This window comes from Streptomyces sp. NPDC004838, from assembly GCF_053600955.1.
Genome location: NZ_JBSGAW010000018.1, coordinates 46,332 through 68,730, shown reverse-complemented (window position 1 = coordinate 68,730; position 22,399 = coordinate 46,332). Strand labels below are relative to the sequence as shown.

At 71.0% G+C, this 22,399-nt stretch carries 20 protein-coding genes; 11 read left to right on the top strand and 9 right to left on the bottom strand.

The features are described 5' to 3' along the window. Window positions 1-203 precede the first annotated feature (203 nt). Entirely contained in the window at window positions 204-890 is a 687-nt protein-coding gene (locus ACWEFL_RS21005) for an isochorismatase family protein (RefSeq protein WP_451714694.1), read from the top strand. A gap of 156 nt (window positions 891-1,046) precedes the next feature. Here the strand turns inward: ACWEFL_RS21005 and ACWEFL_RS21000 are convergent, their stop codons facing one another. The 3 genes from ACWEFL_RS21000 to ACWEFL_RS20990 all read right to left on the bottom strand — a co-directional run bounded on the left by ACWEFL_RS21000 (window position 1,047) and on the right by ACWEFL_RS20990 (window position 5,120). Then, entirely contained in the window at window positions 1,047-2,438 is a 1,392-nt protein-coding gene (locus ACWEFL_RS21000; RefSeq protein ID WP_451714691.1) for a serine hydrolase domain-containing protein, read from the bottom strand. A 214-nt stretch (window positions 2,439-2,652) separates the two neighbouring features. Continuing rightward, window positions 2,653-4,323 carry a PucR family transcriptional regulator gene (locus ACWEFL_RS20995; RefSeq protein WP_451714688.1) on the bottom strand — a complete coding sequence of 557 codons (1,671 nt, stop codon included), beginning with the start codon at window positions 4,321-4,323 and terminating at the stop codon, window positions 2,653-2,655. A gap of 50 nt (window positions 4,324-4,373) precedes the next feature. After that, window positions 4,374-5,120 carry a TetR/AcrR family transcriptional regulator gene (locus tag ACWEFL_RS20990; RefSeq protein WP_451714686.1) on the bottom strand — a complete coding sequence of 249 codons (747 nt, stop codon included), beginning with the start codon at window positions 5,118-5,120 and terminating at the stop codon, window positions 4,374-4,376. 499 nt (window positions 5,121-5,619) lie between these two features. Between ACWEFL_RS20990 and ACWEFL_RS20985 the strand changes: the two genes are divergently transcribed. Beyond that, the gene (locus tag ACWEFL_RS20985; protein WP_451714929.1) at window positions 5,620-6,213 is read left to right on the top strand and encodes a DUF4956 domain-containing protein; all 594 of its coding nucleotides are present in this window, start codon (window positions 5,620-5,622) and stop codon (window positions 6,211-6,213) included. Continuing rightward, window positions 6,210-7,106 carry a polyphosphate polymerase domain-containing protein gene (locus ACWEFL_RS20980; RefSeq protein ID WP_451714683.1) on the top strand — a complete coding sequence of 299 codons (897 nt, stop codon included), beginning with the start codon at window positions 6,210-6,212 and terminating at the stop codon, window positions 7,104-7,106. The genes ACWEFL_RS20985 and ACWEFL_RS20980 overlap by 4 nt, the downstream gene beginning before the upstream one ends. Window positions 7,107-7,273: 167 nt before the next feature. Here the strand turns inward: ACWEFL_RS20980 and ACWEFL_RS20975 are convergent, their stop codons facing one another. The 3 genes from ACWEFL_RS20975 to ACWEFL_RS20965 all read right to left on the bottom strand — a co-directional run bounded on the left by ACWEFL_RS20975 (window position 7,274) and on the right by ACWEFL_RS20965 (window position 10,107). Then, window positions 7,274-8,083, bottom strand: coding sequence for an SAM-dependent methyltransferase (locus tag ACWEFL_RS20975; RefSeq protein ID WP_451714681.1), 810 nt, complete (start codon window positions 8,081-8,083; stop codon window positions 7,274-7,276). Window positions 8,084-8,359: 276 nt separating this feature from the next. Then, window positions 8,360-9,148 (bottom strand): polysaccharide deacetylase family protein, encoded by a 789-nt coding sequence (locus ACWEFL_RS20970; protein WP_451714679.1) that lies wholly within the window; start codon window positions 9,146-9,148, stop codon window positions 8,360-8,362. Between the two features lie 479 nt (window positions 9,149-9,627). Continuing rightward, window positions 9,628-10,107 carry an Lrp/AsnC family transcriptional regulator gene (locus ACWEFL_RS20965; RefSeq protein ID WP_451714677.1) on the bottom strand — a complete coding sequence of 160 codons (480 nt, stop codon included), beginning with the start codon at window positions 10,105-10,107 and terminating at the stop codon, window positions 9,628-9,630. A gap of 164 nt (window positions 10,108-10,271) precedes the next feature. On the opposite strand from ACWEFL_RS20965, the gene ACWEFL_RS20960 reads away from it, so the two are divergent. The 5 genes from ACWEFL_RS20960 (at window position 10,272) to ACWEFL_RS20940 (ending at window position 15,943) form a co-directional block, all read left to right on the top strand. After that, entirely contained in the window at window positions 10,272-11,423 is a 1,152-nt protein-coding gene (locus ACWEFL_RS20960) for an acyl-CoA dehydrogenase family protein (RefSeq protein WP_451714674.1), read from the top strand. A gap of 40 nt (window positions 11,424-11,463) precedes the next feature. Beyond that, window positions 11,464-12,309: an SDR family NAD(P)-dependent oxidoreductase gene (locus tag ACWEFL_RS20955; RefSeq protein WP_451714671.1), complete on the top strand. Its 846-nt coding sequence runs from the start codon at window positions 11,464-11,466 to the stop codon at window positions 12,307-12,309. 182 nt (window positions 12,310-12,491) lie between these two features. Further along, window positions 12,492-13,631: a thiamine pyrophosphate-dependent dehydrogenase E1 component subunit alpha gene (locus ACWEFL_RS20950; RefSeq protein WP_451714668.1), complete on the top strand. Its 1,140-nt coding sequence runs from the start codon at window positions 12,492-12,494 to the stop codon at window positions 13,629-13,631. Continuing rightward, window positions 13,628-14,605 (top strand): alpha-ketoacid dehydrogenase subunit beta, encoded by a 978-nt coding sequence (locus ACWEFL_RS20945; protein ID WP_451714665.1) that lies wholly within the window; start codon window positions 13,628-13,630, stop codon window positions 14,603-14,605. The genes ACWEFL_RS20950 and ACWEFL_RS20945 overlap by 4 nt, the downstream gene beginning before the upstream one ends. Before the next feature lie 15 nt (window positions 14,606-14,620). Further along, on the top strand, window positions 14,621-15,943 hold the full coding sequence (locus tag ACWEFL_RS20940; protein ID WP_451714662.1) for a dihydrolipoamide acetyltransferase family protein: 1,323 nt from the start codon (window positions 14,621-14,623) through the stop codon (window positions 15,941-15,943). A 304-nt stretch (window positions 15,944-16,247) separates the two neighbouring features. On the opposite strand, the gene ACWEFL_RS20935 is transcribed toward ACWEFL_RS20940, so the two are convergent. The 3 genes from ACWEFL_RS20935 to ACWEFL_RS20925 all read right to left on the bottom strand — a co-directional run bounded on the left by ACWEFL_RS20935 (window position 16,248) and on the right by ACWEFL_RS20925 (window position 18,868). Further along, window positions 16,248-17,711: a hypothetical protein gene (locus tag ACWEFL_RS20935; protein ID WP_451714659.1), complete on the bottom strand. Its 1,464-nt coding sequence runs from the start codon at window positions 17,709-17,711 to the stop codon at window positions 16,248-16,250. A 63-nt stretch (window positions 17,712-17,774) separates the two neighbouring features. Next, window positions 17,775-18,161 carry a hypothetical protein gene (locus ACWEFL_RS20930; protein WP_451714940.1) on the bottom strand — a complete coding sequence of 129 codons (387 nt, stop codon included), beginning with the start codon at window positions 18,159-18,161 and terminating at the stop codon, window positions 17,775-17,777. 140 nt (window positions 18,162-18,301) lie between these two features. After that, window positions 18,302-18,868 carry a MarR family winged helix-turn-helix transcriptional regulator gene (locus tag ACWEFL_RS20925; RefSeq protein WP_451714927.1) on the bottom strand — a complete coding sequence of 189 codons (567 nt, stop codon included), beginning with the start codon at window positions 18,866-18,868 and terminating at the stop codon, window positions 18,302-18,304. An 85-nt stretch (window positions 18,869-18,953) separates the two neighbouring features. Here ACWEFL_RS20925 and ACWEFL_RS20920 point away from each other — a divergent pair, with 85 nt between their 5' ends. The 3 genes from ACWEFL_RS20920 (at window position 18,954) to ACWEFL_RS20910 (ending at window position 22,309) form a co-directional block, all read left to right on the top strand. Next, window positions 18,954-19,685, top strand: coding sequence for an SDR family NAD(P)-dependent oxidoreductase (locus ACWEFL_RS20920; protein WP_451714657.1), 732 nt, complete (start codon window positions 18,954-18,956; stop codon window positions 19,683-19,685). Window positions 19,686-20,238: 553 nt separating this feature from the next. Beyond that, window positions 20,239-21,537 (top strand): alpha/beta fold hydrolase, encoded by a 1,299-nt coding sequence (locus ACWEFL_RS20915; RefSeq protein ID WP_451714654.1) that lies wholly within the window; start codon window positions 20,239-20,241, stop codon window positions 21,535-21,537. Window positions 21,538-21,565: 28 nt separating this feature from the next. Then, window positions 21,566-22,309 carry a PIG-L deacetylase family protein gene (locus ACWEFL_RS20910; protein WP_451714652.1) on the top strand — a complete coding sequence of 248 codons (744 nt, stop codon included), beginning with the start codon at window positions 21,566-21,568 and terminating at the stop codon, window positions 22,307-22,309. Window positions 22,310-22,399: the final 90 nt, after the last annotated feature.

Sequence of the window (22,399 nt, the reverse complement as noted above, 5' to 3'; positions counted from 1 at the left end):
TCGGCCCCGTCCTCGGCCCGGTCGGCGGCGGCCCGATCGGGGCCGGGCGATCCGACGGACGGAGCAGCGGCTCAGCCGACCAGTCGACATGAACCTCTTGTGCGGTACCCGAACGAGCGAAGCACTTGGTGTTTCCCGTTGGGGCGGCTGGGTTCAGGGGGAACGCTTGGAGAACACGCCCGAGAGACGAGACAGGAGTCGCCATGGCCGCCAGAGAGTTCGGCCTGATCAACGGTGATGACGCGGTGATGCTGCTCATCGACTGCCAAAGCGGTCTGCTGCAGGTGGTGAACGATCAGCCGCAGGAGGTGGTTCGGGCGAACACGGTGGCCCTGGCCAGGCTCGCCAAGGTCGCCGGGATCCCGGTGATCACGACGGCATCGGTGCCGTCCGGCCCGAACGGCCCCCTGATCCCGGAGATCTTGGACATCGTGCCCGACGCGGTGTACGTGGAGCGCCACGGTGAGATCAACTCGTGGGATGTGCAGGCATTCCGGGACGCGGTCAAGGCCACCGGCCGCAAGACGCTGATCATCGCGGCCGTCATCACCTCGGTCTGTCTGGCCGAGCCGGCCATCAGCGCACTGGCCGACGGCTACAAGGTGTTCGCGGTCATCGACGCCTCCGGTACCTACAGCAAGGTGTCTCAGGAGGTCACGGTGGCCCGGTTGGCTCAGGCGGGAGTGGTGCCGTTGGACACCGCCGCGGTGGGCGCGGAGCTGCAGAAGTCCTGGTTGCACGACGCCGAGGAGTACGCGTCCATCTACAGCCAGATCATGACGAACTACCGGCTGCTGATCGAGTCGTACGGACGCGCCCAGGCCGAATCCACCAACGCGGACGGCGCGAACGCGGAACAGAAGACGGCGCGCACCACCGTCGGGGTCTGACCGGATCCACAGGTAGTTGACGTTCCGTCAGCTGGGCGTGCGAGCCCGAGAACGGCCTGACGCGGACGGAAGGGTGGCTGTACCGGAATTCTCCGGTACAGCCACCTTTTCACTCGTCTGCTCTGTGTGTTCCTTCAGCTCGGTCCCTGAGTCGGGTCAGGCGACGCGCCGGGCCGCGAGCGGTCCATTGAGGAAACGGTCCGCCCTGCCGTCGTCGCCCAGGTAGAAGGCGACGTCCCAGATGCGATCGCCACCGAGCACACCGGTCTTGGGCAGAAAGCGGTGATCCCCCAGCGGGAAGAGCTCGGTGGTCGTCGGCTGGACGATTCCCTCCGGGAGGTCCGAGCTTCTGCTCGGGGACGTCTTCACGAAGAGCCGGCCGTCGTCGGCGGTCACCCGGTAGTGCAGTTCGTGGGAGTCGTACACGCCGACGTACGGTGCCGGGTCGACCCGTGCGGCGGGGTCGCCGACCGGCGGGGCCGGCTTCTCGATGCCGAGGATCTCCTTGAGGACACCACCGATGACCCGGTCCGCGAACGGAGCGCCTTGGTCGGCGACATTGAGCGTGACGGCCACGGCGGTGTCGTGCTCCGGCGCCCACAGCAGCGCGGACGCGCCGCACGGCACCTTTCCCGAGTGGCCGAAGAGCCGTACGCCGTCCCAGATCTGCGTGTACGGCCCCAGACACCAGCCGTCCGCGAGGTACTTGGACGGCACGTCGACCTGCTGGGTCTGCATGGCGGACACCGATCGCCCGGACAGTACACGGGTCCCGTCGGCCGCCAGTCCACCGCGCAGGAACATCCGGCCGAAGCGGACGAGATCACCCGCCGAGCAGCACAGCGAGGAGCCCGACGGGCCCGAGCCACGCCCGAAGATCCACGGCCCCGCGTGCCGGGGGCCGTCGTCCGTGGCGATGTGGCCGACGGCCACGGGGTGGTAGATCTGTTCCTCGACCAGGCTCGTGGAATGCCGCAGTCCGGCCGGTTCGAGCAGTCGGTCGCGCAGGGCGGTGTCCCAGGTGGATCCGGTGAGCACCTCGATGATGCGGCCGGAGATGTTGGTGGAGGCATTGGTGTAGCCGAATCCCGTACCGGGCTGTCCCATGACGGGCAGTTCGGCCACCGTCTCCACGGCGGAGCGCACGGCATCGGGGCCCCAGCCGGGATCGGTGTACGGGCCGTTGTCGATGCCGCTGGTCATCGACATCAGATGGCGGGGCGTCACGGTCCGTGTCGCCCGCTCGTCGCCGAGGCGGAACTCCGGCAGATACGAGGCCACCGGCTCGTCGATGTCCACCAGCCCCGCATCGACCAGTTGCATCATCAGGACGGCGGTGAACATCTTCGTCGTGGAACCGATCTGGAACAGCGTGTCCGCGGTGACGGCCCGGCCCGTCGCGATGTTCTCGATGCCGACGGGGCACTCGGCGAACTCGTCGCCGACGGCGACGGCCACTTGGGCTCCGACGATTCCCAGTTCGGCCGCCGCTTCAGTGGCCAGGTGTGTGATGGCGGCCCTGTCGATGGCCGCAGTCTCGCTGGTCATGGGCGATGTCTCCCTTGTCTCCGCGGGTTCGATACGCCGTAGTCTACTGCGTACGCTAGGGCGGCCCCCGGTGCCGCGACACCACATCCGGCGCTGCGGTTGGGGCGTCCGTACGAAGTCCGCGACGACTGGGATGCGCCAACGCGCCAACGCGCCAACGCGCCAACGCACGGACGCACCGACGGCCGGCACAACAGCGACCGTCACCCGAGGCTCAGCCGTAGGTCGGCCAAGGGGCGCCGGAAGCCCGGCGCGCGCGGCGCAGGCGGTGCAGCCGCAGGTCGATCAGGGCCTCGAACCGCGCATCCGGATCGGTGAGATCGAGCGCGCCGATCTCGGACAGCCGGGTCAGCCGGTACCGGAACGTGTTGGGATGGACATGCACGGCCGCCGCAGCCCTGGCGACGTCGGCGAACGCGTCGAGATAGGCGGCGAGCGTGCCCGTCAGGTCCGAGCGGTGTTCGGCGTCGTACGCCAGGAGCCGTGCCACGGCACCGGACTCCGGGCGATCGTCCCACCCCGAGACCTCGCCGAGACGCAGTACCAGCAGGTCGGCGCGGACCGACTGGGTGGTCGCCGCGCGCTCGGCGCGCAGCCCGCCCCGCAGCACCTTGAGCACATCGTCCGCGTCGGCGCGGGAACGCGCGATCTCCGCCGGTCCGCGAGCGACGCGGCCCACACCGGCGCGCAGGTCAAGGCGCGGGCCCATCCGCTCCAGGAAGCGGGCGGCTATCCGTAGCGCCGCCGTCTCGCCGTCGTCCGTGCCGGGTACGGGAAGCAGGCCGTAGACGACGTCACCGAGACCGGTCGCGGCAGCGGACCGGTGTACCCCGCCGAGATGCAGGGCGAACGCGTCGGTGACGCGCCGCAGGTCGGCCGCCCGCTGCACGTCGTCCTGCCCGTCGGCGGCCTCCCGCCCGTCCGGGGTGTCCGCCGCGAGAGCGATCACAGCGACGGGTTCCCCGAGCAGTCCGAGGCGCCGGGCCGCCTCCTCGGGCGGGGCGGAACCGTCGAGCAGCCCGGCGGCGAGCGCCGCCCGCGCCCGGGTGTCGGCGGTGGTGCCCACCCGTTCCTTGAGCAGTCGCAGGGCGACGAGCCTGGTGGCTTCGGCGAAGGCCCGGCTGCGATGCTCGGGCAGCGGTTCGCGGACGACGGCCCACATGAAGCCGAGGACTTCCTCGCCGGCGCGCACCGCGATCGCCGTGCGGGGCATGTCCGACTCGACGAAGGGCGGGAAGTACACCGGTTCCCGGCTGCGGTACAGCTCGCGGAAGACACCTCGCTCGGTCAGGACCCGCTGGTAGTTGTCGGGGACCCGGCGTCCCAGCAGCGTACGCACCCGTCCCTCGTCCGTGTTCTCCTGGCCGCCCGAGAAGGCGAGGACGCGAGACGAGCGGTCCTCGATGGTGATCGGGGCGTCGAGCAGTCCGCTGACGGCGTTCGCCAACTGGAAGAGGTCGCCGACCGGGTGCCCGGCGAGTTCGTCGAGTCCGTCGCCCGGCTCGGGAGGATTCAACAGGGTGCGCAGCAGGACGATGAGCTGCTCCCAGGGCACGCCCCGGCTGACCTCGATCACACTGACACCCGCCGCGTCCGCTTCGTGCCGGGTCTTCTCGTCGAGCGGCACGGGCGCCTTGAGCAGCAGTGCGGCGGCCGAGTACCCCCGGAGTTCGCCGAGGAGCGCGGAGACGGTACGGCGGTCGGTGACGCCGACCCCGAGCAGGAGTCCGCCGGCGGCGACCTCGACTCCGTCGGCGGGGTCGTAGATCGACAGGGAGCCGACCGGTTGGTGGGAGGCGGCGGGGCCGGCGATCACCCGCAGCAGTGTGCTTCCCAGGTCGTCGATGACCGCCCCCAGGCCGGGCCGTGCCCATGTGGTCGTCATGACCGTCGCTCCTCGTCGCTCTGCCGCCGACGGGCGCGAGGCGCCGCCGGTCAGGTCTTCTTTCCGTGCCGGTGCTTCTTCTCGGCCGAAGACCCCTTCCGCAGCGCTTCCGGCTGCCGGGACGCCACGGTCTCCAGCGGTGTGAGCAGGATGGACAGCCCTGCTTCGAAGATGTCCTCCCGTGGCCGGGGGGAACTGTGCAGCTCCGCGATGACACGCCGGACCGTCGGGTAGTCCCCCAGGGGGACCCGCGAGAACGCGGAGCTGAACTCTTCTGCGGACGTGTGGTCTTCGTCGCTCCGCGGACTCTGCGGATCCTCTCGGCGGAGCGCGCACCCCAACATGAACCGCTCGAGCGCCGCCGTCAGGTCCACCGACTCGCGGGCGTCCAACCCGGCTGCGAGGAGGATGGCGAACACCCTTTCGGAGGTCCGTAGTTGAGCGGGGGTCGGAATGTCGGTCGGCGCCACGAGATGCAGCCCCGGATATCTGACCAGCAGTTCGTAGTGCGCGCGCATCACCGACCTGAGCGCCTCGGCCGGGCGCATGTCCTGCGGCGGCAGTTCGATCCGGGCCAGCAGCCGGTCCAGGACCGCCAGCAGCAGTTCGCCCTTGGAGCGGAAATGGCGGTACAGGGACATCGCGTTGACGTCGAGCGCGTTCGCGACCGAACGCATGGTGACGCCGTCGAGTCCGTCCCGACCGAGCACTTCCACGGCGGCGTCGAGGATCTTGTCCCTGCTGAGGGTTCCCCGTGGCGTACGCGGCTTCGAGGCGGTGCGCCTGCTGGTGACCATGTGCTCACTCTACAAGCCCGCCCTCCTGGCGCCGAGGTATGTGACATACGTAGCTTACGCCGTAATCTACGAAGTATGGAAGCCCTGGGTTCGGTCCGTGGCGGATGGCCGGAAGGTGCCGGACCGATCGGCGGGCCGCGATCGGTCGAACGGGCCCCGGGGCCGGATTTGATCGAACAAGCTTCCGGCTCGACCGGCCCCCCATAGGGCGCGGTCCGGCATCGGCGTATCGCTATAGCGATAAATTCCCCGACGGAAGCTCCAATGCTCTTTGCGGTCGCATCCACCGAAGGCAAGCATTATGAAAGCCGTCTCATTTCAACATGAACGCGATCTCATTACCTCTTTTGCTTAAACGGAAATTTCCTTGCCCTTTTCTTTGCTCTCCGTTCGTTTAGGATTTCCGGAAATCTGAATCCAACTTCATGATTCTGTAGGAGGTGCATCCATGGAGTCGCTGAGACAACTCGCTCTTCACCTTGCTCTTGACTTGACAGCTGTGGCCCTGCTGACGTTCGCCGTCTACTACCCGAGGCACCGGCGCCGCGATCTCCTCCCGGCGTACCTTGCCCTCAATGCGGCCCTTTTCACCGTCGTCGCCGCACTTGCGGAAGTCGGCAATGGCGGCGGCACAGCGCTCGGTTTCGGCCTCTTCGGCGTGTTGTCGATTATCAGGCTCCGTTCGGATTCCATCCAGCACGAGGAGGTCGCCTATTACTTCACGACTCTGGTCATCGGTCTGATCTGTGGACTGCCCCAACTCGAACTCAAGCAGGCGGGTGCGCTGACCGCACTGCTGCTGGCGGTCGTCTACGCGGCCGATCACCCCAAGCTGTTCTCCAGGTCCCGCCGGAGCGTCGTCACCCTGGACGCGGTCTACAGCAATGCCGATGACCTGCGTGCCGACCTCGATCTCCGCCTCGGCGAGCCGATGAACTGGACCGTCATGGAGGTCGACTTCGTCCGTGATCTGACGGTGGTGGACGTTCGCTACCGCATACCGAAGGAGCCCGGCGCCGAAGCCGGACTGAGGAAGAAGACGGCCAAGGCCGGGACCGAGCGCGCTCCGGAGCGCCCCCTGGAGGCCGTGTGACCACCCTCGTCGCGCCCGGGGCGGCACGTGCCGCCCAGGTCGCGCACTCGGAGCGACAGGCCGCCCGGCCTTCCGAGCCGTACCGCGCCGAACAGCTCGTGCTCCCCGAACTCGACGCAGCAGCCGAGTCCGTGCTCGCGGCGAGGTCCATCTCCCTCGCCGAGGTCCAGGAACGCGCCGAACTCATGGCCCGCTTCGACCAGGCGTATCTCGTCCCCGCTCCCGTCTTCACCGCGCTCGTCGCCCATATGACCGATCCCGGCCGCCCGCAGGGGCCGTTCCGGGTGCTGGCCATCGACGGACGCCGCTGGTTCAGCTACCACTCCGTGTACTACGACACACCGGAGCTGCGCTGTTTTCATGAGCACCGCCAGGGCCGCCGACTGCGGTTCAAGATCCGCGAGCGGGTGTACCAGGACTCCGGACTACGGCAGTTCGAGATCAAGCTCAAGAGCGGCCGGGGCGAGACGGTCAAGCACCGCCGTCAGCTGACCGGCCGCGACACCCCGCTGGACGCCCCCTACCAGGGCTTCCTCGCGGACCATCTGCGTAGGGCGTACGGCCTTGAACCGCCCGCCTCGCTGAAACCGTCCATCGTCACCGACTACCAGCGCGCCACGCTGGTCTCCGACGGCGAGCGGATCACTTGCGACATGGGGCTGCGCTGCAGCGACGTACGCGCTGACATCGCTGTCAAGTGCGACCCCGGACTGATCCTCGTCGAGACCAAGACCACCGGCCATCTGACCGAGGCGGACCACTTCCTCCACGCCCACGGTGTCCGGCCGGCGGTGTTCACCAAGTACTGCGCCGCGATCGCCGCGCTGCACCCGCGGCTACCGGCCAACCGCTGGCGCCGGGCCGCCGGCCTTGCCTTCACCGGCAGGGGGTAGCCCCACGGGCCGCCGGGGCGAATGAGTCCGTCGCACGACGGCATCCGCTCCGGCGGGACCACCGGTTGCGGAGGCGGGGCGAACGGCCGCCTCCGTCCCGGCCCCGCGGTTCTGACGGGGACCCCGCCAGAACCGCGGGGCCGCACACACGGTCCGGCGGAATCCGGTCAGCGCTTGCGGCCGACGCCGCCCTTGGCGATGACCTCGCCGTCGACGCTCGCACCGGGTTCCGGCCGCCACGCGGCCAGCGGCACGACGCCCGGCTCCAACAACTCCAGGCCGTCGAAGAAGCCGGCGATCTCCTCCGGGCTGCGCAGATGGTACGGCGCGGCCCCGCTGGCGTTGTAGAGACGGGTGGCCTCGGCATTGCCCTCGTGGGTGTCGACGCTGTCGTTCAGTACGAGATAGCTGCCCGACGGCAGGGCCCCCATCAGCCGGTTCACGATCGACCGGGCCTCACCGTAGGTGGCGACGTGCCCGATCACCTGCATCAGGGTGAGCGCGACGGGCTCGTTGAGATTCAGCGTCGCCGCGGCCTTGCGCATGATGGTCTCGGGGTGGTTGAGGTCGGCGTCGATGTAGTCGGTCACGCCTTCGGGAGTGCTGACCAGCAGGGCGCGGGCATGGGCCAGCACCAGCGGGTCGTTGTCCACGTAGACGATGCGGGAGGAGGGCGCCACCCGCTGGGCGATCTGATGGGTGTTGTCCGCCGTGGGCAGCCCCGTTCCGATGTCCAGGAACTGCCGGATCCCCACCTCGCCCGCCAGATGGGTCACGGCACGGCCGAGGAAGGCCCGCGAGTCACGGGCGAGGTCGACGACTCCGGGGAAGGACCGTCTGAAGGTCTCGCCGACCTCCTGGTCCACCGGATAGTTGTCCTTGCCGCCCAGCCAGTAGTTCCAGACACGGGCCGACTGCGGTGACCCGGTGTCGAAGCTCGTGTGATCCGTACCCGTTTCCGGAGTGTCGGCTGACATGAAGGAGACCCCCTGGCGTTCGCACATCGCTCGGTCGCGCGGGACAATCTACTGCTGAAGGGGCGTACATCACGCGCCGATCGGCGAAACACCCGATCGGCGGGGAGAGCCCCGAGGTGCGCGCCCGCCGGAGCGGACGCCGGAGACGGCCTCCGCCCCTCCGTCCGAGCGGTGATCCTGCCCAACGGCCGAGAAGCCGCGCCGAGCCCGGCCGCCCCCCGCCCGCACCGCATGCCGTGGTCGTGCCCTTCCCGGAACCGTCACCCCGGCAGTCCGCTACTGGCACCACGTACGGTGAAACACATAACCACGGGCCTTGAGCGTCGTGATGATCTTCGGGAGGGCGGCCACGGTCTGGCTCCGGTCGCCGCCCCCGTCGTGCAGCAGGACCGTCGTTCCGGGCCGCACACCGTTCAGCACCCGGTTCTCTATCGTCCGGGTCCCCGGCCGAGACCAGTCGCGGGGGTCGAGCGTCCACAGGCGCAGCTTCTTGCCGAGGGCCGACGCCCGTGACTTCACGGTGTTGTTGGACGCGCCGTACGGCGGTCGCAGACAGCGCGGGGTGTAGCCCGTCTGCGCGCGTATCGCCTGGTCCGTCCTGGTGACCTCGCTTCTGAAACGCGACAGGGAGACCCTGGTGAGATCGGGGTGCGACCAGGTGTGGTTCTGCACGCCGTGTCCCTGCAGATGTGTCTGCCGGGTCGTCGACGGATGCGCGTTCACTTGGGAGCCGGTCACGAAGAACGTCGCCGCCACGTTGTGCGCGGCGAGGACCCTGAGGATCTGCTGGGTGTACCGGGTGTTCGGGCCGTCGTCGAAGGTCAGATAGACGATCTTCTGCGGCGCGGCGGCGGGCGCGGCGGGGGCCGGCGCGGGGGCTGCCGCCGTCTGGGCCGGTGTCGTCTGGGTCGGTGTCGTCTGGGCCCGAGCCCGGGGCTCTGTTCCGGCCCGTGTCTGTGTCGTGGCCCGGACCTCCGTCGCGCTCGCCGCGGAGAGCAGGGGTAAGACGGTGAGACCGGTGGCGAGGAGGGAGAGCTGGATCTTCCGGAGCGTTCGCAAGCGCATGAATAGCCTTCCGCACGAAGGGACATGGCCATTGCGCTGCGGTGAGCGGCTGTGGTCAAGGGCCCGTTCAGCCCGGACACGGAAGGTTGCCGTACCGGTGCCGGACCGGTACGAACCGGTGGCCCCTCCGGCGGGCGGCGACCCGACGACGGTGTGCCCCACCGCACGGTGGGGATGGTCCAACGCGCCCTCGTTCAGGGCGTGATGACATGCCTCGGCGGCGGATGCGAGGGCGATGCCTCCGATCGCCCGCCGCGCGCGGGGATCCACGGTGAGCGTGGTGGTCGGCCGTCGAGCGCCGGGATCACCGCCCCATGGGGTTCCGTGGGCGAACGCCCGTGCCGCCCTGGGCGACGCGGCTGATCGACGTGGGTCGCCCCGGACAGCGGGCACGCGGTCCCCTCAGCAGACCCCTCAGTCGGCCCGTCGGCCGGTCCGCGCCGGGGGAGCGGCCGCGCGGCGGTGAACCGGTCAGCGGTTCAAGGGGCCGCGGTGGAAGGCCGTTCCGGTCGGGCGTCCCGGCGGCGGGAGCCCAGGATCATCAGGGCCTTCGTCCCGATGACATGGCCCGTGCGGCGCATCCTGTTGATGGTCTGCCTCAGATGCTGTACACCGCCCACCCGTACGCGCACCAGCGCGTCCGGGTCTCCCGCGACGGTGAACACCTCCACCACCTCCGGCAGATCGATCACCGAACCGGGGATGGTCTCCACATCGGTGTCCCCGGCGAACCGCAGCTCGATGAAGGCTTCGATGCTGTCGCCGAGACGGCTGTGGTCGAGGATCGCCGTGTATCCCGCGATGACGCCTGCCCGCTCCAGCCGGTCGATGCGCCGCTTCACCGGGGCCGGGGACAGGTTCACCTGTTCGGCGATGCTGAGGATGCTCCGGCGGCCGTCCTGGACGAGCAGATCCAGGATCCTGCGGTCCACGCTGTCGAGTTCCACCGAGTCGGCCATACCCAGAACATACGTCCTGAGCACGATTCCATCAAGAGATGCCCCTTCTGCTTCCTCTTCTATGCGTGAAAAGCAATTTCTGAGCCTCTTCTTTGCGTCGATAGTGGAGGCGGGATCGAATATGAGCCATCCCGGCGACAACGCCCCCTGGCGAAAGCGGAATCATGCCTGTTGAACGTGAACTGCCCAGCGACGAAGCCCACGACCTCATCGGACTCGTGGCCGACATCGCGGACAAGGAACTGGCCCCGCGAGCCGCCGGGTGCGAGGAGGCCGAGACCTTCCCGCGTGAGGTGTTCACCCTGCTCGGCGAGACCGGACTGCTCACCCTGCCGTTCGCCGAGGACATCGGCGGCGGCGGGCAGCCCTACAGCGTCTATCTGCAGGTGCTGGAGGAGATCGCGATGCGCTGGGCGGCGGTGGCGGTCGGCGTCAGCGTCCACACCCTCTCCTGCCACCCCGTCGTCGCCTTCGGCACCCCCGACCAGCGGCGCGACCTCCTGCCGTCGATGCTCGGCGGCGCCACCCTCGGCGCGTACTGCCTCTCCGAGGCGCACGCCGGTTCCGATCCGGCGGCGATGCGCGCGAGGGCCGTACCGACGCCGGACGGCTGGCAGGCCGACGGCAGCAAGAGCTGGATCACCCACGGCGGCCGGGCGGACTACTACACCTCGTTCCTGCGCACCAGCGAGGACGCCCGCGGCGGCATCTCCTGCTTCCATGTCGACAGCGGTTCACCGGGACTCTCCGCGGGCGCGCCTGAACGCAAGATGGGCCTGCGGAGTTCGGCGACGACCGCGATGCACTACGACGAGGTGCCGATCGCCGCCGACCGGCTCATCGGGCGGCCGGGCCAGGGGCTGCAGATCGCGCTCTCGGCACTGGACGCAGGCCGCCTCGGCATCGCCGCCGTCGCCGTCGGCCTGGCCCAGGCCGCCCTCGACTACGCGGTGGAGTACGCCTGCGAGCGGGAGACCTTCGGCAGCAGGATCATCGACCACCAGGGCCTCGGTTTCCTGCTCGCCGACATGGCCGCGTCGACCGAGGCCGCACGCGCCACCTATCTGGCCGCCGCCCGGCGCAAGGACGCGGGCCAGGAGTACAGCCGGCAGGCGAGCATCGCCAAGCTCATCGCCACCGACACCGCCATGTCGGTCACCACCCACGCCGTCCAGGTGCTCGGGGGCGCGGGCTATGTGCTCGACCACCCCGTCGAGCGCTATATGCGCGAGGCCAAGGTGACCCAGATCTTCGAGGGCACCAACCAGATCCAGCGCCTGGTGATCAGCCGTCATCTCGCCCGTGCCGCGCGCTGATCCGCGCGTCGCCGACCCACGTACCACCGAGGAGACTTCCATGCCACAAGCGGTCCCGGACTCCGATGCCGCCCCGGACTCTCACACGGCCCAGGATCCCCGTACGGCCGAGGCTCCCCGTTCGGACTCGGGACCGGACCCCGTCGCGGTCGTCTTCGGCGGTGCGTCGGGACTCGGCCGGGCCGTGACCGAGCGGTTCCTCGGGCGCGGGACGACCACCGTCGTGGTCGATCTGCCGGACTCGCCCGGCAAGTCGTCCGTGAGCGCGCTCGGCGACCGCGCGCACTTCGTCGCCGCCGATGTCACCGACGCCGACCAGGTCGGCGAGGCGTTCGCGTACGCCAGGGCGCTCGGACCGGTACGGACCACGGTCACCTGCGCGGGGGTCGCCACCCCCGGCCGGATCCTCGGGCGCGACGGAGTGCTCCCGGCCGAGGTCTTCCGCCGCGTCGTCGACATCAACCTCGTCGGCACCTTCCTGGTCCTCGGGCACGCCGCCCGCACCATGGCGGAGAACGAACCGGCCGACGGCGAGCGGGGCGTCATCGTCTGCACCTCGTCGATCGCGGCCTTCGACGGACAGATCGGCCAGGCGGCCTACGCCGCCAGCAAGGGCGGGGTGGCCTCACTGACCCTGTCCGCGGCCCGCGACCTGGCCGAACGGGGAATCCGCGTGGTGACCGTCGCACCCGGACTGTTCGACACACCGCTGCTGGCGGGACTGCCCGAACCCGCCCGCCGAGGGCTCGCGTCGGCCGTACCCCACCCGTCCCGCCTCGGCCGCCCCGAGGAGTTCGCCGTGCTGGTCGAGCACATCCTCGCCAACCCCATGCTCAACGGCGAGGTCATCCGCCTCGACGGCGCGCTCCGCATGGCACCCCGCTGACCCCGCACCCCGCTGACCTCATCCCTGCGCCGGTCCCATCCCTGCGCCGGTCCGGCCCCGGTACCGGTCCCACCCCGGCACCGATCCCGCGCCCGCGCCGCTTTCCGACCCTCTCGCGACCTCTTCTCGCGACCGCTGCTCCGGCCACTCCTCCCGACCCTCCCGAGCGAATCGAGACGTCCATGGCCCACACCCCCGAGCCTCCCGTCACCCCCGGCCCTCCCGAGGACCCGCCCGTACAACTGCTCTCCCCGGCGGGCGAGCTGCGCACCGACGACCGGCTGCCGCTCGACCTCTCGACCGTCGACCTCCCCGGGCTCTACCGCGACATGGTGCTCAGCCGCAGGGTCGACACCGAGGCCATCGCCCTGCAACGCCAGGGCGAACTGGGCATGTGGCCCTCGATGCTCGGCCAGGAAGGAGCCCAGGTCGGGGCCGGGCGCGCCCTGCGGGACCAGGACATGACCTTCCCGACCTACCGCGAGCACGCCGTCGCCTGGTGCCGGGGCGTCGATCCGGTGAACCTGCTGGGACTGTTCCGCGGCACCACCCTCGGCGGCTGGCGGCCCAAGGACGACAACTTCAATCTCTACACCCTCGTCATCGGAGCGCAGACCCTGCACGCGACCGGCTACGCCATGGGCGTCGTCCGCGACGGACTGGTCGGATCGGGCGAGGACGAGCGCGACACCGCCGTCCTGTGCTTCCACGGCGACGGCGCGCTCAGCGAGGGCGAGACGAACGAGGCGTTCATCTGGGCGGCCACCCAGAACCTGCCGATCGTGTTCTTCTGCCAGAACAACCAGTGGGCCATCTCGGCCCCGTACGAGGTCCAGAGCCGGGTTCCCGTCGCCCAACGCGCGTCCGGCTTCGGCTTCCCCGGCGTCCGCGTCGACGGAAACGACGTGCTCGCGTGTCTCGCCGCCACCCGTCACGCGCTCGACCGGGCCCGGCGCGGTCATGGCCCCACGCTGATCGAGGCGTTCACCTACCGGCTCAACCCGCACACCACCTCCGACGACTCCGGCCGCTATCGGTCGTCCGACGAGGACGACCGGTGGCGCGAACGCGACCCGATCGCCCGACTGCGCCGCCATCTGGAGACCACCGCGGCCGTCCCGGACGGCTTCTTCGGGGACGTCGACGCCATGGCCGAGGCACTCGCCGAACGGCTTCGCTCCGGCTGCCGGGCCCTGCCCGACCCCGATCCCGGACTGCCGTTCGAGCACACCTACGCCGACATGCCCGACGCCCTGCGCGCCCAGCTCGCCGAACATCGCGCCTTCGTGGCGTCCCTCGCCGAACAGGAGGTCCCGGCATGACGATGACGCTCGCCCGCGCCCTCAACGAAGGTCTGCGCGCCGCCATGCACCGCGACGACACGGTGATGCTCCTCGGCGAGGACATCGCGCAGCTCGGCGGCGTCTTCCGGATCACCGACGGTCTGCACAAGGAGTTCGGCGGCCTCCGCGTCATGGACACCCCGCTCGGCGAAGCCGGCATCGTGGGCACCGCGATCGGGCTGGCCATGCGCGGCTACCGTCCCGTCTGCGAGATCCAGTTCGACGGCTTCGTCTTCCCCGCCGTCAACCAGATCGTCACCCAGCTCGCCAAGTACCGGCATCGCTCCCAAGGGAGCGTCAGCCTCCCGGTCGTGATCCGCATCCCGTACGGCGGCGGCATCGGCGCCATCGAGCACCACTCGGAATCGCCCGAGACCTACTTCGCCCACACGCCCGGCCTCAAGGTCGTGACCTGTGCGACGCCGCAGGACGGCTACGACATGATCGGCGGGGCCGTCGACTGCGACGATCCCGTGATCCTCCTGGAGCCCAAGCGCCGCTACTGGGACAAGGGCGAGGTCGACACCGGCCGGGAGACGGAGCCCCTGCCCCTGCACTCGGCCCGGACCGTGCGGGCCGGCGCCGATCTCACCCTGGTCGCCTACGGCCCGTTGGTGAAGACCGCCCTGGAGTGCGCCGCGGTGGCCGCCGAGGAGGGACGCGACATCGAGGTCATCGATCTGCGCTCACTCGCCCCGATCGACCTGCCCACCGTGTACGCCTCCGTCCGGCGGACCGGCCGGCTCGTCGTGGCGCACGAGGCGTCGCTGACCCACGGTCTCGGCGCGGAGATCGCCGCGAGCGTACAGGACCAGATCTTCTACGACCTTCAGGCGCCCGTGATCCGGGTGACCGGCTACGACACCCCGTATCCGCCGAGCCGGCTCGAGGAGAACTGGCTGCCCGGCGTCGAGCGCATCCTCGACGCCGTCGACCGCAGCCTGAGCTATTAGAAGGGCATCCGAAGAATGTCGTCACAGCAGTTCTGCCTCCCTGACGTAGGGGAGGGCCTCACCGAAGCCGACATCCTCACCTGGACCGTCAAGGCCGGTGACACCGTCGAGGTCAATCAGATCATCGTCGAGATCGAGACGGCGAAGGCAGCCGTGGAACTGCCGAGCCCGTACGCCGGAGTCGTCACCGAACTTCACGCGGCCGAAGGCGAGACGGTGCCGGTCGGCAAGCCGATCATCACCATCGAGACCGCCGCCGCCGAAGCACCCGCCCCGGCCCAGCGGACACCCGTCCCGCAGCCACCCGTCCCGGACCCGCAGTCACCCGCCCCGGCCGAAGCCGCCGCCCTGCTCGTCGGCTACGGACCACGGGAGAAGGCCGCGGTACGGCGCCGACGGCGTCCGCTGCCCGCAGCCGCACCGGAGAAGGCCGACGGCCACCGGCCGCCCCCGGCGACCCCCGCCCCTCAACTCCCGCCGCACCCTCGGGCGAAGCCGCCCGTCCGTAAACTGGCCAAGGACCTCGGCGTCCCCCTTCATACCATCTCCCCGACCGGGGCGGACGGAACGGTGACCCGCGAGGACGTCCACCGGGCCGCGGCCGTCGGAGTCCCCACCGCCCCCGGCGGGAACCGGGAGACCCGGATCCCGATCAAGGGCGTCCGCAAACACACCGCGCGCGCCATGTCCGAATCCGCCTTCACCGCGCCGCATGTGACCGAGTTCGTCACGGTCGACGTCACCGAGACCATGCGGCTGCGCGACCGGATCTCGGCACGCCGGGAATTCCGCGATCTGCGGCTGTCACCGCTCGTCTTCGTGGCACGGGCGCTGCTGCTGGCGGTACGCCGTACACCCGAGGTGAACGCCTTCTGGGACGAGGCGGCCCAGGAGATCGTGCTCAAGCACTATGTGAACCTCGGGATCGCCGCGGCGACCGACCGGGGGCTGATCGTCCCGAACATCAAGGACGCGCACGAGATGTCGCTCCTCGAACTGACCGAGGCGATCGCGGCGCTGGCCGCGACCGCGCGCAGCGGCAGAACACCGCCCGCGGACATGGCCGGTGGAACGCTCACGATCACCAATGTCGGAGTCTTCGGCGTCGACACCGGCACCCCCATTCTCAACCCGGGCGAGGCCGCGATCCTGGCGGTCGGCGCGGTACGGCGGATGCCGTGGGTGGTCGGCACCGGAGCGGACGAGCGGATCGAGCCCCGGTCGGTGATGCAGCTCGCGCTCTCGTTCGACCACCGGCTGGTCGACGGCCAACAGGGCTCGCAGGCCCTCGCGGACACCGCCGCCGTGCTGAGCGACCCCGGTCTCGGCCTGCTCTGAGCCACGGGGCCGCCGGGAGTGCGTGCCGGGTCGCTTGGCGTCGACCAGGACGGCGACGCGGCTCGACACCGCGCCGACGACGACGGATTCCGCCGTGGTGAAGGAACGGACGAACGAACGGACCGGCGGACCGTGTGCGTGTGCGGCGGCTGCCCGAAGCCGTTGCGGGGGACCGCCTGAAGGCGTCCCGTGTGCCGTCGGCGTCCGGCCGCGGTCCCGCGTCCGGACGCGAACGGGCGGCCGGGGTCTGTCGTTCGGATCAGGCTGAAACGGGGAGCGGTCCCGCCTGGTTGGGTGTCTCCCTTTAAACAACCAGCCTCTCCAACCGCTGGTGCAGGACGCGCAGCGCCCCGCGCTGCCGTCCCGGCACGCGGCGGCGCAGGCCGACGAGCCTCGGCGCGAGCGACCGCGCCCCGGCCGGGTCTGTGATCTGCTCCCACTGGTGGTGGGCCCGGTCGACCGCGCCTTCGACATCGGGATCGTCGGCCGGCTGCCGCCGCGTCAGCCGGGCGTCGGCCGCCGCCATCCACAACGTGCAGCTGAGGGCGGGTTGCCCGGCCAGCCGCGCCAGATCGGCCCGTACCTCCAGCCAGTGGATCGCCTGGAGGGAACCCGGCCCGTGCGCGCTTGTCTCCTCCCGCTCCCGCTCGGCTGCGGCAGCGGCGGCCTCATCGTGCCGTCCGTCCCGCGCCGCCGAGAGGATGGAGGCGTGAGGGTCGCCCGTCCACGGGACCGGTGCGGGGGTGGGCCGTGCGGCGGGCGGACCGGGCGTCGCTCCCCGAGGCGGGCCGGCCGTCGGGGCGGGACTGCCATGGGCGTCCGGGCTCCCGTCCGGTGCCGGTGCCGGTGCCGAGCCGGCGGGTACAGGTGCGAAGCCGGCAGGGACCGGCGCGGAGTCGGCAGGCACGGGTACCGGTACCGGTGCCGGGAACGGGACGGGTCCGGTAGGAGGTTCCGCCGATCCGGGGACGGGGTCGCCCGTACCCGGCGGCGGAGCCCCGAGCACCGGGTCCGGCGCGTACCCCGTCGGCAGCGGGCCGACCGCGCCCGGCACGGGAACCGGCACAGGGCCGCCGCCCACCGGCACACCGGGAACAGACGGAGTTCCCGGTCCGGGGGACCACGAAGGCGTCAGCAGCAGCGCGCCGTCCGCCCCCGCCTCCGCCGCGGCCCGCTCGTGCAGCGAGGCCGGGTCGGGGCGCGCACCGCTGCGCCAGATCGCGGCACAGGCCCGCAGATAGGCGGGGACGGCGGTCTCACGCCCGTCGCCCGCCGGGGCGACCCGGCCGTACAGCCGGACCGCCGGTCCGATCCCCAGCCCGTCCCCGGTGACCCGCCGCCACGCCTCGGGGCCCGCGACCAGATCGACGACCAGCGTCGTCGTACCGGGGCGGCGGATCGCCAGCTCGGAGGCGAGCCAGTGCCAGGGCAGCGCCGTGTACCGCAGGGTCGAGGGCGTGCTCCGGGCGAGCGCCAGATGCGGTAGCCGCTGCTTGCGGTCGAGCTGCAACTGCCCCGCCACATAGAGGAAAAGCGGGCCCTCCGCCGTCGCCGCCGCCCGGATCCGGGTCAGCACGGTCTGCGGATCGAGGGGGTCGGCCAGTTCGACGACCGTCGCGGCACGTGTGCCCGTCAGCGCGCTCGGCGGTACCGCCGCCAGCGCGGGCAGTACGGAACCGGCGTCGATCAGACGCCCCCTGCCGACCGGCGCCGCCGCGATGAGCAGCGCGGTTCCCGGCGCGGCCGTGTCCCCTCCCGTGATCAGCACACCCAGCACCGTAGCCGAAGCGGCTGTCCCGGTGCGGGCCCTCGGGCCTGTGTGATGTCGTGATCAGTCGGTTGCTTTGAGGAGGTCGTCGATCCAGACCGTCGCGGCGCGGAGTTGGAGGCCGACGAGGTAGGTCTCGGGCGACTTGTTGTCACGGGTGGCGATGCCTTGCCACCGCCGGTCCCGGAACTCCGGACGCCGGCACGGCCCGGAGAGCAGCCCGCCGATCCGGGCCGGAGCACCGGCTTGGCGGCGCGGGACCGAGACGGCGTCCTCCACGACGCGCCGGGGCGCCGACCCGCCGGGCGTTGACGGGCGACGCGCACCGGAGCCCACCGGACCCGCGCCGGTACCCACTCCGGCGATCGCGTACGTCCACTCCGCGCCGACGGGCACGGGCACCCCGCCCCGCACCGGCACCCGCACCGGCGTCGCACATGTCCGCTCCATGCCGGCGGCGGGAACCGGTTGCCGGCAGCCAGGCCCCAGACGTCGTGCGCCTCGCGCCGGTGCCGGACGTACCCGTGCCCGTACGTCAACGGGCCGCACCCGCACCTCCCCTACGCCCGCCCGCGACTCATGCCCGCACCTCACTCATGACCGACATGGGTGATGCGACCGTCTTCACCGAGCCGCCGCTGGACGTCCTCCAGCAGGACACGGAGCAGTTCGGTGAGAGCGGTCTGCTGCTCGGGCGTAAGGCCGTCGATCATGTCGGCTTCCCGGTGGAGCACTCGGTCCACCGTCGCCTCGACGAGATCGTGGCCCGCCCGCGTCAGCGTGACCTGAACCGTCCGAGGGCGGCCCTCGCCGGGCCGGCGGGTCACCAGGCCCTCGCGTTCGGCGCGGGCGACGCGCTGCGAGACCGCGCCCGCCGTCACCAGGGATCGACGGCCCAGCTCACGGGTGCTGAGGGTGTACGGCTCACCGCTGCGGCGCAGCACGCTGAGGAGATCGAGGGTCGCGGAGTCCACCCCGGCGCGCGCCAGGACCCTGCGCCGGTCGTCGCCGAAGAGCTTGGCCAGCTGCCAGATCGGCGTGACGATCCCGATCGAGCCGACCGGGGTACCGGGGCGCTCACGCCTCCACGCTGCGGCGATGTCCTGGGCGGACGAGTCGGCCGTCGGGCCGTCCGCGGCACCACCGCCGGAACCCATCAGGGGATCCTCTGTCACCACACCTCCTCGAAGGTGATACGTTTAGCTCTAAATTTAGACCTCAATGAGAGTCGGAGCTCAGCATATGGCACTCACTACGGCACGCACCATCCTGATCACCGGGGGCGGTACGGGCATCGGCCGCGCCATCGCCAGGCACTTCGCCGGGCAGGGCGAGACCGTGATCGTCACCGGCCGCCGCCCCGGCCCGCTCGACGATGTGGCGGCGGAGACCGGGGCCCGTGCCCTGGTCTGCGACCACACCGATCCCGCGGCGCTCACCGCGCTGCTGTCCGCGCTGCCGGAGCGGATCGACGTACTCGTGAACAACGCGGGCGGAAACACCGACTTCGACGCCGACGGCACGACGGACCTCGCCTCCTACGCCCGGGACTTCCGCGCCAACCTGGACGCGAACCTGGTCAGCGCGGCGCTGACCACCAGGGCGCTGGACGGCAGGCTCACCGCCGGCGGAGCGGTCGTGCACATCGGATCCATCGCCGCCGACCAGGGAGCCGGTTCCTACGGCGCCTCCAAGGCGGGACTCGCCACGTGGAACCTCGATCTGGCCCGCCTGCTGGGAGCCCGTGACATCACCGCCAATGTCGTCGCGCCCGGCTATGTCGCCGACACCGAGTTCTTCCGGGACCTTCTCCCGGGCGAGCGCCGTGAACAACTCGTGGCCGCCACCGCGACGGGCCGGGCGGGCTCGCCCGCGGATATCGCGGGCGCGGTCGCCTTCCTCGCGTCCCCCGCCGCCCGGCACATCACCGGACAGGTGCTCCACGTCAACGGAGGTGCCCACACAACCCGCTGAGACCGCCCCACCCAGCGGCCCCCGCAGGCGAACTGAGCCACAGAAAATACGGCGCGTCGTCACTGTCCGGAGACCCTCCGCCCGGCCCACCGGCCGAGCACGGTCGGGCAGAACCCGGCAACTGATCACACATCGCACAGGCCCTGGCCGAGCCCGTACCCCATCCGGCACCGTCCGCCCGGCACCGGATCCCGACCCGGCACCGCGGATCGGTGCTGTCATGCCCCATCTGACGGCGCGCAAGAAGATCAGCCGGGTCGGCTGGAACCACCCCGAAGACCATCGCCCGCGCGCCGAGTTCAAGCAGGGCCCTCTGCGACCGGGGCGGCCCTGGACCGGGCGGGGGTCGCGGGGCCGGCGCTGGAGGAGATCCGGGCCGAGACCGCGCCGCTCAAGCGGGCCGGTGTCCGGACTCGCCACAGGATCAGGCCCCCTTGACGCCTTCCCCGCCCGCTGACCAGCGCTTCACCGTCCTGTTCGCCCTACCCGCGCCCGTCCGCGTGAGCCGCGTGTGATCCCATGGACGGGCGTGCCGCACAGAACAGGAACAGCAGTGACCCACTACCGCCAGCCCGGACTCGTCCTCACCGACCGGCGTTTCACCGTTCCGCTCGACCACGCGAACCCCGGCGGCGAACAGCTGGAACTCTACGGACGCGAGATCGTCGCCGGCGCACGAGCGGGCGACGACCTGCCCTGGCTGCTGTATCTGGAGGGCGGCCCCGGCTTCGGCGCCCGCCGCTTCGCCGGACCCGAGGCATGGCTGGGACGCGCCGTCCAGGAGTACCGGGTGCTCCTGCTCGACCAGCGCGGAACCGGACGCTCCACCCCGCAGAACCGTCAGACGCTCGCCGGGCGCGGCGGCCCGGAAGCCCAGGCCGATCTGCTGGCGCGCTTCCGCGCCGACAGCATCGTCGCCGACTGCGAACTGATCCGGCCGCAGCTCACCGGAGGCGCTCCCTGGAGCGTTCTCGGCCAGAGCTTCGGCGGCTTCTGCGCGACGCACTATCTCTCCACCGCGCCACACGCGCTGCGCGAAGTTCTCATCACCGGCGGTCTGCCCTCGCTCGACGCCCACGCCGACGACGTCTACCGGGCCGCCTACCCCCGGATCACACGCAAGGTCGAGGCGCACTACGCCCGCTACCCCCAGGACGTGGAGCGCGCCCGCCGTATCGCCGCTCATCTCGCCGAGCGCCCGGCCACCCTGCCCGGCGGCTACACCCTGACCCCCGAGGCGTTCCAGTCCCTCGGCCTGCTGCTCGGCGGCGGCGACGGCAGCCACCGGCTCCACTACCTCCTGGAGAACGCCTTCATCCGGGTCGGCGACCGTCACGAACTCGCCGACGCCTTCCGGGAAGCCGTGTTCACCACCCTCTCCTTCGCGGGGCACCCGCTCTACGCCGTACTGCACGAGTCGATCTACGGCCAGGGCAAGGAGCCGACCGCCTGGTCCGCGGAGCGCGTACGTGCCGATTTCCCCCGCTTCGACTGGGCCGCCGCTCTCGACGGGGACGCCCCGCTGCTCTTCACCGGCGAGACGATCCACCCCTGGCACTTCGAGGTCGACCCCGCGCTGCGCCCCTTGAGGGAGGCCGCCGAACTGCTGGCCGCGCGGACCGACTGGACCCCGCTGTACGACCCCGAGCGGCTCGCCGCCAACGAGGTCCCGGTCGCCGCCGCCGTCTACCACGACGACATGTACGTCGACACCGATCACTCGCTGCGCACCGCCCGCTCCATCCGCGGACTGCGCACCTGGGTCACCGACGAGTACGAGCACGACGGTGTGCGGGCGAGCGGCCCCCGCGTTCTCGACCGGCTGATCGCGCTGGCCCGCGGGGAGGTCTGAAGCCGCCCGAACGCCGTACGCTGCGGCCATGACCGAACAACTGGAGCAACTGCGACCGATGCCCGACGACTGGCGGCGCGCGCTCGCGGTCGTCGCCCACCCCGACGACCTGGAGTACGGCTGTGCCGCCGCCGTCGCCGGGTGGACCGACGGCGGACGCGAGATCTCCTACCTCCTCGCCACCCGAGGAGAAGCCGGGATGGACACCATCGACCCGGCCGAGTGCGCCCCGCTGCGAGAGCGCGAGCAGCGGGCGAGCGCCGCGGTGGTCGGGGTCTCCACCGTGGAGTTCCTGGATCATCCGGACGGCGTGATCGAGTACGGCACCGCGCTGCGCCGCGACATCGCGGCGGCGATCCGACGCCACCGCCCCGAACTGGTCATCACCCTCAACCACCGGGACACCTGGGGCGGCGTCGCCTGGAACACCCCCGACCACCGGGCCGTGGGCCGGGCGACTCTGGACGCGGCGGCGGACGCCGGAAACCGCTGGATATTCCCCGAGCTGATCTCCGGACAGGGGCTCGAACCGTGGAACGGCGTCCGCTGGGTGGCCGTCGCCGGCTCCCCGGAGCCCACGCACGCGGTGGACGCGAGCGCGGGACTGGAACGCTCCATCAGATCCCTGCTGGAACACCGCACATACATCCAGGGCCTGACCGAGGAGGAACCGGAGGCGTACTGCCGTGCCTTCCTCGTCGGCAACGCGGAGGCCGCGGGCGCCCGATTCGGCGGCAAGCCCGCGGTCACCTTCGAGCTTTTCCCGCGCTGAGGGAGGCGAGGCGTTCCGTGTGCGGGTGAGCGCGGCAGAGTGAGCGGCCCGCGGGGCGGCCGGGGGAGACGTCCGCGTTCGGGCGGACGG